General features: G+C 33.9%; 11 protein-coding genes and 1 tRNA gene. All 12 read right to left on the bottom strand.

The annotated features are described in order from the left end of the window. Positions 1-252: 252 nt before the first annotated feature. Positions 253-1,296 (bottom strand): hypothetical protein, encoded by a 1,044-nt coding sequence (locus tag ACHRVX_RS00290; protein ID WP_395327624.1) that lies wholly within the window; start codon positions 1,294-1,296, stop codon positions 253-255. Further along, complete coding sequence (locus tag ACHRVX_RS00295) at positions 1,280-2,998, bottom strand: AAA family ATPase (protein ID WP_395327627.1); 1,719 nt, start codon at positions 2,996-2,998, stop codon at positions 1,280-1,282. The genes ACHRVX_RS00290 and ACHRVX_RS00295 overlap by 17 nt, the downstream gene beginning before the upstream one ends. 368 nt (positions 2,999-3,366) lie before the next feature. Next, entirely contained in the window at positions 3,367-4,590 is a 1,224-nt protein-coding gene (locus ACHRVX_RS00300) for a phage integrase SAM-like domain-containing protein (protein ID WP_395327629.1), read from the bottom strand. A gap of 259 nt (positions 4,591-4,849) precedes the next feature. Beyond that, positions 4,850-4,937, bottom strand: a tRNA-Ser gene (locus tag ACHRVX_RS00305). 154 nt (positions 4,938-5,091) lie between these two features. After that, positions 5,092-5,487 (bottom strand): acyl-CoA thioesterase, encoded by a 396-nt coding sequence (locus tag ACHRVX_RS00310; RefSeq protein WP_395327632.1) that lies wholly within the window; start codon positions 5,485-5,487, stop codon positions 5,092-5,094. Between the two features lie 3 nt (positions 5,488-5,490). Further along, complete coding sequence (ribB, locus tag ACHRVX_RS00315) at positions 5,491-6,624, bottom strand: 3,4-dihydroxy-2-butanone-4-phosphate synthase (RefSeq protein WP_395327634.1); 1,134 nt, start codon at positions 6,622-6,624, stop codon at positions 5,491-5,493. A gap of 2 nt (positions 6,625-6,626) precedes the next feature. Further along, positions 6,627-8,081 (bottom strand): LptF/LptG family permease, encoded by a 1,455-nt coding sequence (locus tag ACHRVX_RS00320; protein ID WP_395327637.1) that lies wholly within the window; start codon positions 8,079-8,081, stop codon positions 6,627-6,629. Positions 8,082-8,089: 8 nt separating this feature from the next. Further along, a complete protein-coding gene (locus tag ACHRVX_RS00325; protein ID WP_395327640.1) occupies positions 8,090-8,782 on the bottom strand; it encodes an outer membrane lipoprotein carrier protein LolA in 693 nt (230 codons plus the stop codon). Between the two features lie 7 nt (positions 8,783-8,789). Then, complete coding sequence (locus ACHRVX_RS00330; protein WP_395327643.1) at positions 8,790-11,234, bottom strand: DNA translocase FtsK; 2,445 nt, start codon at positions 11,232-11,234, stop codon at positions 8,790-8,792. Positions 11,235-11,251: 17 nt separating this feature from the next. Beyond that, positions 11,252-11,626, bottom strand: coding sequence for a diacylglycerol kinase family protein (locus ACHRVX_RS00335; protein WP_395327646.1), 375 nt, complete (start codon positions 11,624-11,626; stop codon positions 11,252-11,254). 18 nt (positions 11,627-11,644) lie between these two features. Further along, positions 11,645-12,142: a thiol peroxidase gene (tpx, locus tag ACHRVX_RS00340; RefSeq protein WP_395327648.1), complete on the bottom strand. Its 498-nt coding sequence runs from the start codon at positions 12,140-12,142 to the stop codon at positions 11,645-11,647. Positions 12,143-12,687: 545 nt separating this feature from the next. Beyond that, on the bottom strand, positions 12,688-12,945 hold the full coding sequence (locus ACHRVX_RS00345) for a DUF6952 family protein (RefSeq protein ID WP_395327651.1): 258 nt from the start codon (positions 12,943-12,945) through the stop codon (positions 12,688-12,690). Positions 12,946-12,973: the final 28 nt, after the last annotated feature.

The raw sequence follows: 12,973 nt of genomic DNA on the forward strand, positions 1-12,973 counted from the left end.
TACCGATCTTTTTGAAAAAAAATATGATAAAAAGCAAGTTGTGGAACAGCTGCAAACAGTAAAGTAAAACTACTGTTTTTCGAAGACATATAAATAAAAAGAAATTCATTTAATTAATTACAGATCCTTGAAGCAGGTGTTTAAATATATTGAGGAAATCAGCTTTTTTCTGTTCTTTTAGCAGTGATGGACAAAAGTTTACACAGTATTTCTAAGATAAGATTTGTTGCTGACTATTAATTAAAAAGAACTCTACTCACGGAGTATGTTGAGCTGGATTGCAATATCGCGTTTGAGTTTTCCAAGCTGGACCTGATTGATTTCAGACACTTCCATCGGCACGTTCGAGCTTTCTAACAATACTTTTTTCTCAGATTCCCCTATATTAAATAAGTTTTTAATCTGGAATTTAATAGACTGATTAATTTTTGGACTGTGATTCTTGAAAGTCCTGACAAGCTTAAAAACCACTCTTTGGTGTGAGTGATGTTTATATCTTTCCATAATTTCAAAGTCTTTAAGAGCTTTTGAATCATGAGGTGTTTTATTTGTGAACGAAATAATTATATCTGCAGGAGATGAAGGTGCCAGATTATCAATCTGGAAGAAAAAATAATCATCGAACCTTTTCTCAAATGGATTAAAATGAGTGTTTCTGGCAAATTTCTTATCTCTTTTCAACTGGGCGTTGCACTGCGAGCAGCCCGGAATTAAATTAAAAAAGGATAAGCCAAAGTACGGATGTCTGGATTGAGGATAAAAATGATCCAGTTGCAGCAATGCCATTGTGTCCTGGTCTCCAGTTATTGGATCCACTTGGGTAATAACCTGTATAGGCAGCTCGTTACAGTACGGGCAGTACTGTAAATTTAATTTGTCGCAATTGTCCCTGCATTCCCTTTTACTTCGATAATTAGCATAGTTAAAAACACTTTTGACAGTATTGCCGTTCGCTGTGAGGGAAGCGTCATTATAAGTTATATCATTGCTGAAAAATGCGCTGCCGCATAATGCCTGGATTTCAGTGATTATAGTTTCCAACACATCTGGTTTACCGGTTATTACCCTCTTTAGATTTGTAAAGTTATTGTCCAGTAGATAATCCCAGAACCCAGCCATGGCATGATTGCCGGCGGCAATATCTACCGCTTTTTGTGTCGATATTCTGCCAATGAGCGAGTTTCGTGGATGATACCTGCCAGTGTCACCAAGCAGAGGAGAAAGTATTAAGCTCTTATAATGATTTTCTGCTAAAGCAGTTAAGTCTTCAGTCGTATGATCACTTATCTTTATCATGGAATATTTTTTCTATTTGTTTTTTTATGAGCTGGTCTCCTATTTGATCTATAAGTAAGAGATCCCGACTGTTGAGTGAATCCTTATCGCTTCTCACTTTGATTACTAATTCCTGAATTTTAGATGCGGCAAAATGGCTGATAAGACTACCCTGCATAAAGAAAGCATCTAAATAAAGCTCACCAATGTTTCCTCCGAAAGTCTCTCCTTCAATCAATTCATTTGACAAGACCAGTAAATTGCCCTCGACGTTCTTATTTACAAAAAGCAGATTGTTTTTCGGCAGGTCAGATACTAAAAACGGGGAATGCGTGGTAAGGAATAGCTGGCAGTTTTTCTTTAGAAGTTTAGGCAGAATCTTTATAAGTTTAAATAAGAATTCGGTCTGCCATTTTGGATGAAAATAAAGATCGCCCTCATCAATACAAATTAGTACATTAGGTTCCTTAATTCGTTCAATTGCCGAATAGAAATTGGAGAAAAGATTAATATAGGCTTTGTGTCCGCTGCTAATGCCAGCCCATTCCACGCTGTAAGACAGACTTTGATTTGTGACAGCTTCCAGATAACCGCTTAAAAAAAATCCGATGCTGCTGGTGTAATCAAGATTAAACTGTATTCTCCGGTTGGAATAGGTTCCTATATCCTGTTTAAATTCATCACTGCTTTGGTCTTCAATTTCAAAATCTCTTAAATCTCTAAGAAATTTTACAGTTTCAAATACATTGTAATGTTCGTCTATTATAAGTGTAAACTCTGATGTAATAAATCTGAATGTTTCGTCAATTCTAGGATCCGCTGAAGCAACTTTAAAAATCTGCTCTAGTATCTTAAGATAATCATTTTTATTCTTGTATTTACCTTGATCACTATATTTCAGGATATCTCTGTTGAGTATAAAGTCAATATACACTAGAAACGCTGTGAAATATTTTAATGAATTACTAGATTTATTATCCGTAATTTTCTTTCTGAAACTCTGTACAAAGTCTCTAAGAGGTATCTGGTATTCGAACTCTCTTCTAAATTTTTCTTCAAATGTTCTTACTCTGTTGGTAATATTGGCCCAGATTGGTGAGGTAAGCACGACTTTTGAAGGTTTCAGATTTTGCGAACCGCCAACGTCAGTTTCTGCCTGCTCAAGAAGTGAAAACTGCGGGCTCTTTATAAATAGAATCTGCTGCTGGATAGTCTTTTGATAATTTTTATTAATATTTTCGCCAAACTGGCTGTTAAGCATGTCATTAGTGCTAATATTGATTATTCTTTTTCCAAAGTTATGGCGTCTACCATCAAAAACATTTGAGAAAAAAACTGATGCGGTATCGGTAATTCTTCCCGGATAATCTCTTATTTCAGAGAGAAACTCTGAAGAAAGTTGATTTATTTTATAGTTATAAATCAGCATTCTACCAGAGTCAGAGTATACTGCCAAAAATGATCTATTTATTATGGTATTGGCACCGTCCGAAATATATTGGATGAGTTCCAGTATGTTAGTTTTTCCAGAGGCATTTTTTCCAATAATACCTGTGATTTCTGTAATGCCTTCGCCAAAAAAATTACTAATGTGTCTTCGATTTTTTGCTCTCGTAATTTTATTACCAGTAGCCGAGTAAAAATATCTATACTCGGTATCGAAATTAAATCCCTGATTGATAAAACCTTTATAGTCCTCAATCCAAATATAGCATAGCTTCATCTATTTATTTTTGTCTCATTATGAATATGTTAATGGAAGATTAGAAATCATTAAGATAAATAACTTCAAAAAATAATACGTCCTACAAAAATGGGGTTTATTGTAATTATGGCATCAAGTAAAAATACCTGTTTTATGATTTTTATATTATGTTGTCAGAAATTTAAATTAGTAAATTTGGTTGTGTTAAAATTAGTAAGCATAGGCAGTTAAAAGACTAAAAATTGTCCATTACAATTACGTCCGCAGTGCGGACGTAATTGAAAGTGTAATTCAAAACTTTTCATATCGTTCAAATTGCTTTTTTTGCTAATGGATTTAATTTCTTTAAGAGATTTTAAATTCAGAAGTCTGTCGTTAAGCGAGTGTCACCTAAATTTAGATTTCAGTTTCTCCATGTCTTCCATTATGTTAACATCCAAAACTTTTGCATAATGCTGGGTTTGTTTAGTGTTGGTATGACCCATCATTGCAGATACATTTTCCAGTCTTACTCCGTTTCCTAAAGTTACAGTGGTAGCGAAAGTATGTCTGGCAACATACCATGTAAGATGTTTGTCTATTCCGCAGACATCAGCAATTTCCTTAAGGTAGGCATTCATTTTCTGGTTGGAAATTTTCGGGATAAGACCTTTCTGCTGGTTCTTATATTTGGTAATAATTTTTTCAACCGTAGTCAGTACTGGAACATTGGCTCTAATAGCGGTTTTGGCTCTGCTTGTCATAATCCATAAGTTTCCATTTGAATCTTCGGATAAGTTTCTTTCAGTAAGTTCCAAGGCATCGACAGGTGCATATCCTGTGTAGCAGCTGAAAAGAAATATGTCCTTAACTTTTTCCAGACGTGGCGTTGAAAATATTTTGCTCTCTATGGTGTTAAGTTCCTGCTGAGTTAAAAAAATGGCATCTTTAACGCTTAGTCTGCCATCATAGATATTAAATGGGTTTTTTATTATCATATCCATTTTAATGGCATAATTGCAGGCAGTTTTATACATTTTCATATATTTTACCACCGAATTGTTTTTGATGCCTGTCTGCTCTTTAAAACTGCTCTCATATTTAAGAAACTGTTCAAGTTTAAAGACAAACGAGCTTGATATTTCAGATGCGGGCATATCTTCCTTTTTGTAGGTACTGGTGATGAAATCCAAAAGTAAATCCTTCGCTCTTTTGTACTTCTGCAGTGAAGCCGCTGCGCGTTCTCCAGAATTAACTCTTTTGGTGAAGAATATATTGTATGTTTCCATAATTTCAATTATGGAAGGACCTTGAGGCTGGCCGATTTTGACTTTTCCTGTAAGTTCAGCTTTTAGCAATTCCAGATCAACGTCAGGGTCAATTCTGAAGAGTTCTGTAAACTTCTTTTCGGCATTCAGCTGCATGAGATCAAGAGAACTTTTGATTACCTTTTCTTTTTCTGCCTTCAGTGTATTTTTCAGATGGTTTGTCTGAATCCATCTTTCTTTCGAGATGAATTTTCCCGAGGCGATTGTAATCCTTTTGTTTTTATAGGAAAGTCTTAGAATAATAGAGGATTCTCCGTCTCGGTTAACCCTCTCGGATTTTAGCAAGAAAATTGTTTTTAACATGTTATCTAGTTTTAAAATTAATAATCAAATTGAATTAAAAATTTTAAGAGAGCCCATTGATACCAAGGAATTCCCGGGGAATTCTTTTTATTTTGGTCACCAATTTTGTAAAAAGTGACCCAAAAAAAAGTGGGTACTCATTGGGTGACTACTTTTTGATAAAACATGTGCTTTTTGAAAAGTGTGTAAAAACGAAAAAGCCTTTAAACACTAGTGTTTAAAGGCTTTTGACTTTTAAAGTTTCTTTTGAAACTTCTACTGGCGGAGAAAGAGGGATTCGAACCCCCGGACCTGTTACAGTCAACAGTTTTCAAGACTGCCGCATTCGACCGCTCTGCCATTTCTCCAGTATGTAGCAATCGTTTTCTGATTGCGAGTGCAAATATAGTGCGCTTTTCCGGTTCTCAAAACTTTTTTCGGACTTTTTTTGAAAGTTTTTTTTAATAATTTTCAAGTACTTAATTATCAGTATTTACGAAAAGATATTTTTGAAAAAAAATATTATAAATCGTCTAAAATCGGAGTTGGTTTTTTGTTTTCATCAACTGCAACAAACGAAAAAGTTCCTGAAACTACTGTTTCGCGAAGCTCCGAATACATTTGTTCCATAAAAATATCAACATGAATTTTACAACTTGTTCTTCCAACGCTATCAACCTTTGCTACTAATTCTATTAAAGTTCCTGCCGGAATCGCTTTTTTAAAGTCAATTTGACCTGTTGATATTGTAACTACTTTTTTGCGGCTAAAACGTGTGGCACAAATAAAAGCAACTTCATCCATAAGATGAAGCGCAGTTCCGCCAAATAACGTATCATAATGATTTGTTGTACTGGGAAAAACCGCTTTAAATATACGAGTCTCTGATTTTACAATTCTTTCTTCTAAAGTTCCCATATATTAGTAGCTTACGTATTCTGTAATTTCAAGTCCGTATCCAATCATTCCAACACGCTTGGTTTGCTCTGTGTTCGAGACTAATCTTATTTTAGAAATATCAATATCATGTAAAATCTGAGCTCCAATTCCGTAATCTTTACTGTCAATAATCACTTTTGGTGCCTTCATTGTTCCTTCTGATTGCAATGTCTTAAGTTCCGCAATTCTATTTAACAAGTTTACTGCAGTCATATCCTGATTAATGAATAAAACAGCACCTTTACCATTTTCATTGATCACTTTAAACATATCGTCTAATTGTTGCTCGGCATTATTAGTTAATGTACCTAATAAATCATTATTAACCTGTGAAGAATTGATTCTTGTTAAGATTGGCTCTCCCAGATTCCAGGTTCCTTTAGTTAAGGCAATATGAATTTGTTTATTTGTCGTTTGCTCGTAAGCTCTTAATCTAAAAGTTCCAAAACGGGTCTCAATATCAAAATCTTCTTTTTTAACGATTAAACTATCGTGCTGCATTCTATATGCTACCAAATCTTCGATCGAAACTAATTTTAAATTAAATTTCTTAGCCACCTCTACCAATTCAGGTAAACGCGACATAGTTCCGTCTTCATTTAAAATTTCACAAATTACACCAGCGGATTTAAATCCGGCTAATCTTGCAAAATCAATAGCAGCTTCTGTATGACCAGTTCTTCTTAAAACACCACCTTGTTTAGCTACCAGGGGAAAAATGTGTCCGGGGCGCGCTAATTCATGTGGTTTTATATTTGAATCTGTTAATGCTAATACTGTTTTAGACCTGTCAGCAGCAGAAATTCCTGTCGTTACCCCATGTCCTTTTAAATCAACTGAAACAGTAAAAGCCGTTTCCATATGATCCGTATTATTAGTAACCATTGGTCTTAAATCTAATTCTTTGCAACGACTTTCAGTAAGTGGAGCACAAATTAAACCACGTCCGTGAGTAGCCATAAAATTGATCATCTCCGGCGTTACTTTTTCGGCTGCAGCCAAAAAATCACCTTCATTTTCGCGATCTTCATCATCGACTACAATGATTACTTTACCTTGACGAATATCTTCTATAGCTTCTTCAATGGTATTCAATTGTATTTTTGTTGTTAACATAATTATTTTTGATTTTGAGCAGGAAAAAACCGCTCGGAAATTTTTTGAAATAGTTGAGAAATCGGAGTTGTAATGGCGTCAAAGTTGATCAATCCATTATCATTTGTTGCACGATATGTTAGTAATATCGCCAATGGTGACAATACAAATGAGGACATCCATGAACCTAAAAACGGAGACATCCCACCTTCCTGAGAAAGTCTTTTTCCAAAAGTATTAATAAAGTGAAAAGTAATAAAAATTAACACGGCAAAGACAATTGGTAAGCCAAGTCCGCCTTTTCGAATAATAGCACCTAACGGAGCTCCAATAAAGAACATTAAAAAGCAGGCAAAAGCAATTACGAACTTTTCATATAAAGCAGTTAAATGTTTATTGATGTCCCGTTGTTTATCTTTTAAATCTTTTTGAGTAGTTTCAATCGAATAAATATTGCTGGTCACATTACTGCTGGCCATTTTCAAAATATCTGATTTTTCTTTGTTTGTATATAGAGATAAAATATTATCAGGTATTTGTTTTTTCTTTATATCTGATTTTATCGAAACTGGAGTTTTTCTAATCCCAACACGTTGATTAATATTCTCTGAAAAAGAAATAATTTCATTTTCCAGGTTTTTATTCAGCGAATCTAAAGTATAGCGCAATTCGTTGACATTTAGCATTCCGTTTGTACTACCAACATTTTCTTTATCTTCATCGACTTTATTTAATTCGGATAAATCAATATTAATAATCTGTTTTTTAAATTTTCCTTTTATAAAAGGTAATTTAGCACGCTCTTCATATTTTTTTGGAGTAACATCCTGATAATAATAGCCATCATTCAAAACTAATTTTAAGATACTTGACTTTTCATTACTGATTAATTTACCATCTTTTGCCTTAATAACGGTTTTGTTTTCACCAACATTATTAGGTTTTTCATGAATAGTAACTCCAGTTAGAATATTTCCATTTTCGCCTGATTTTTTATTCACTTTAATGTTGTAAAACCCTACATCATTAAATTGACCTTCGGCAATAGCCATAGCAGGTTTTGCCTGAGCGATGTTTTTTCTGAAATTAACAAACTTATATTCTGCATATGGAATTACATTGTTCGCAAACCAAAAGGCTACAATACTTAAAATGCATATAAAAACGATCAAAACCCGCATTGCCCTCTGCAGAGAGATTCCGGAAGATTTCATAGCTGCGAATTCATAATTCTCGGCTAAATTTCCAAATGTCATAATTGATGCCAATAAAACAGACAAAGGTAAAACCAGCGGAATTATTCGTGGCATTGAGAATAAAAGAAATTTTACAATCAACAACAAATCCAGATCTTTACCTGCAAGTTCAGAGATAAAGAGCCAGACGGTTTGAAGTATGAATATAAAAAAAAGGATTACAAATACCGTAGTAAATGTAATCAGAAATGTTTTTAGTAAGTATTTGTCTAAAATTTTCAACCTTGTATCTAGTCTAATTTGTTGATGTAGTATTTTGGATATTTGCTCGCTACAAATGTAAATTGATTTTTTGATAAAGGCTGGTTGGTTTTAAAAGAATTAACGGTTAAAGTGGTTTTTGTTCCATTTTTTCCGGTTTCAATTAAATTGTAGATATGTTTCGTCTGAACATCAATCCCTAAAAGGATTTCTTTTCTCTGATCTTTTGCGTTTGTAGGTGCTAATTTGATGTATTGAATTTTTCTTCCTTTTACATTTTGTACAATATCCATATTGTATTTGTATCCGGAATTAAAAAAAGTCAACATTTTTGAAGGCGTAATTGCGGCATCATCTTTTTCGTTTACTTTAGATACAGTAACTTCCTCATCTTCAGGAACAATAGTATATGTTTTTTGACCATCGAATATTTTAGTAACACCCATAAAATTCAATACATATTGATTTCCTTTCATCGTTACATTTCCTTTACTGTCCTGATTAATATTCTCTTTAGCGTTATTCAAAGAATATTTAAAATCAATAACAATATTGTCATAGCTTTTTATTTTAGCAGTTACTTCGTTCAATAAATCTTTGGCTTTTTTATCCTGAGCCTGAATAGAAGTAAAGCTCAAAAGCAATATAACGGCCATTTGAAAGCACTTTTTAGTCATCTTAGTAATAGAATTGTTTTGGATTTCCTGAATTTTTGTTTTCATGATGGGATTAATTTTGTTCATTATTAAAAAATTGATCAAGAGCACTTAAATCAGATATGTTCACACTTCTTGCTTTACTGCCTTCAAAAGGACCAACAATTCCAGCTGCTTCCAGCTGATCGATCAAACGACCGGCTCTGTTGTAACCTAATTTTAATTTTCTTTGCAATAATGAAGCAGAACCTTGTTGTGCATTGACAATAATCTCAGCAGCTTCTCTAAATAAAGTATCTCTGTCGGAAATATCCATATCAAGATTAATGCCAGTTTCTTCCCCAACAAACTCAGGAAGCAAATAAGCGGTAGCATAAGCTTTTTGTGAACCAATAAAATCTGTAATTTTTTCTACTTCAGGAGTATCAATGAAAGCACATTGTACACGAACTACATCATTTCCGTTAGTGTATAATAAATCTCCGCGACCAATTAACTGATCAGCTCCTTGTGTATCTAAAATCGTTCTGGAGTCAATTTTAGAAGTTACTCTAAAAGCGATCCTCGCAGGGAAATTTGCTTTAATTAAACCTGTAATTACGTTAACCGATGGTCGTTGTGTTGCAATAATCAGGTGAATACCAATAGCACGAGCCAGCTGAGCCAGACGCGCAATAGGAATTTCAACTTCTTTACCCGCAGTCATAATCAAATCCGCGAACTCGTCGACAACTAATATAATATAAGGTAAGAATCTGTGCCCTGCTTCCGGGTTTAATTTTCTGGCTTTAAACTTATCATTATATTCCTTGATATTACGAACCATTGCATCTTTTAATAGCGAATAACGATTATCCATTTCAACACAAAGCGAATTTAAGGTATTCACTACTTTTGCATTGTCTGTAATAATTGCATCTTCGGTATCAGGAAGTTTTGCTAAATAATGTCTTTCAATTTTATTGAATAATGTTAACTCTACTTTTTTCGGATCCACCAAAACGAATTTTACTTCAGCTGGATGTTTCTTATATAAAAGTGAAGTTAAAACGGCATTTAATCCAACCGATTTTCCTTGCCCCGTTGCACCTGCCATCAATAAGTGGGGCATTTTGGCCAAATCGACAACAAATGTTTCGTTCGAAATTGTTTTTCCCAATGCTATTGGTAATTCCATTTCGGCTTCCTGAAACTTCGCTGAACCAATCACGCTTTTCATAGAAACCATAGTAGGATTCTTGTTCGGTACCTCGATACCAATCGTTCCTTTTCCTGGAATTGGCGCAATAATACGAATTCCTAATGCCGAAAGTGACAAAGCAATATCATCTTCTAAACTCTTAATTTTAGAAATTCTGATACCTGCTTCCGGTACAATTTCATATAAAGTTACAGATGGACCAACGGTGGCTTTAATTTGTGCAATTTCAATTTTATAGTTACGAAGTGTATCTACAATTTTGTTTTTATTTTCTTCTAATTCTTCCTGATTGATCGTAATTCCGCCCGTCGAATATTCTTTTAATAAATCGATGGTTGGAAATTTATAATTTGATAAATCTAAAGTAGGATCAAATAATCCGAAATCTGCAACGAGGCGAGAAGCCAGGTTTTCTTCTATGATGTCTTCTTCTTCTGCTTTTTCGATAACAAATTCTTCAGTATGTACCTGAGGAGCAACAGTTGTAGGTTTAATATCCATTTGAACTGGTTTTACAACCGGGTTCAAATCAATTTCTGAGGAATGATTTATGGTAGGTTTTAACGCTTCCTTATTAATCTCAAATTGTGTAACATCAGATTTTATGTGAATATTATCCAGTTCAGGATCTTCCTCAATAGCAAATTCTTCAAGATTATAAGCACTTTCTGCCTGAGGTTTTAAAGAACCCAATTCTGATTTGAATTCTTTTTTAGTAGAATCAAAGTAAGATTGGATTTTCTCTGGTGATAATTTAATTTTAAAGATTAAATATATAATTAAACCGAAAAGGAGCGCTAGTAATGTACCTGTTTTTCCGATGTAATCCTGCAGGAACAAATTCAGTTCATAACCTATTGTTCCGCCCAATTCAGGTGCTGATGTGGCAAAAAATCCAAATAAAACAGAAACAATAATAATGGCAAATAAATCCCAGAACCAAATACTTTTGAGTCTTTTGGTCGACATTTCCAAAGCCAGAAATAATCCTGTCAGGAAAAACAAACGCACTAATAAAAAAGAAGCAATTCCGAAACCTTTATAAACAATCAAGTCAGATAAAAAAGCACCAAATTTCCCGAGCCAATTTTCTACAACTTCGGCACGATCTCCAAGCTGACTAACAGCACTTTGATCCGTTTGCCATTGTCCGTTGACGTAAAAAGAAATAAAGGCAACTAATAATGCGATCGAAAATAGTACCAAAAGACAGCCCAAAACAAAACGTTGTTGTTTGTTGGGTATCCAAGATTTTAAATTCTCAGTTTTTGATTCGTTTTTTTTATTTACAGTTTCTTTTTTTGTTGTTTTTGCCATTCTTGCGTTCCTGTTGCCTATGTAAATTTTGGGATATAAATTATCAAGCCTATTGTAATTGCTGTCATTGCGGCAAAAAATACCGCTCCTGCAGCAATATCTTTAATAAAACCAATTCGTTTGCTGTAATCAGGATGAATAAAATCTGCAATTTTTTCAACTGCTGTATTTAATCCTTCAATACTTAAAACTAAACCAATTACTAATGTTTGACAAAGCCATTCAGTTTGTGAAATATGAAAATAGAATCCGGCAATGGTCATTAAAATTCCCAACGAGAATTGAACCATAATACTGTGTTCTGTTCTAATAAGTTTTACAGCTCCGTTAAAAGCATACGTCATGCTCTTTAATCTGCCTGTAACAAAAGTATTATCTTTTTGAAACTCCATTTAAAAGGTATTATTGTATTATAGTGCTGCTAAAGCTGCTTCGTAATTTGGTTCGTCTGCAATTTCAGCAACTTGTTCTGTATGTGTGATTTTTCCGTTTTCATCAACAACAATAATAACTCTTGAATGTAAGCCCGCTAAAGGTCCGTCAGTGATTTCTAAACCGTTTGCTTTACCAAAAGTTCCTGCTTGAAAATCAGACAAGTTTACTACATTTTCTAATCCTTCAGCTCCACAAAAACGTTTTTGAGCAAAAGGCAAATCTCTTGAAATACATAAAACAGTAGTATTTTGTAAGTTGCTCGCACTTTCGTTAAACTTTCTAACAGAAGCAGCGCAAGTTCCCGTATCAACACTTGGGAAAATATTTAAAACTAATTTTTTTCCTGCAAAATTACTTAATGAAGCAACAGATAAATCGTTTTGTACTAATTTAAAATCAGCAAGTTGAGAACCGACTGTTGGTAATTCGCCTGAAGTATGAACTGGATTTCCTCCTAATGTTATTGAAGCCATGATTTTTAATTTTTTATGAGGCTCAAAAGTAAGGATTAATATTTGAATCTAAAAGTATTTGTTGTGGGTTGTGACTAGAATTAGGCGAGTTTTAAGATAACGAATAATTTGGGGATTTATGATATCAATGTTGCTGTTTTTCTTTTTTGGGAAATGGGAAAAATTTCTGAAGTTTTGTGTAGATATGGCACACGTATGACACGGATTAAGCAAATCAATACAGATTTTTACTCTTGTTTTTCTCATCTCGACGAAGGACAGATCACACCAAAAGCTCGACAAAGAAGTTCAATAATAATTGCGAGGTCACTTTACGGATTTTCTTGTGTGATCTGTCCTCCGACGAGATGGCAAGATTTGGTTTGATTGCGAATAATGGATTTTAATTCTCTGAAAGGGAAAAGATTTGATCTTATCATAGAAATCAAGATAACAAGATTGGTTGAGAACTGAACACTGAGACTGAAAACTAAAAACAAAAAAAAACGCTCTCTTGGAATGAAAGCGTTTCTTAGGTCATGTTTTTTTTAATTTGTAGTGCTCGATTATTTGTCGATAGAGCCTAAAACACGTTTCATGAACGCATTTAAAGCTTCTTTTTTGTCTGTGCCCTCAACTACCATTTTGTGTACTTCAAGTGCGCCATACATATTGGATATTAATTCTCCAATCACATCTAATTCTTCGTCTTTTAGCGACGGAATTTCAGTCATCGCTTCCAGAACTTCAATCGTTTCAATGATATAATCCTGATCGTTTTCTTCGATAAATTGGGTCAATTGCTTTATTACAGGTAACTTCATGTTTAGATTTCTTAGATTTTTAGACATT

The sequence above is a fragment of the Flavobacterium sp. FlaQc-47 genome (assembly GCF_044006475.1).
In the GTDB taxonomy this organism is placed as follows: Bacteria; Bacteroidota; Bacteroidia; order Flavobacteriales; family Flavobacteriaceae; genus Flavobacterium.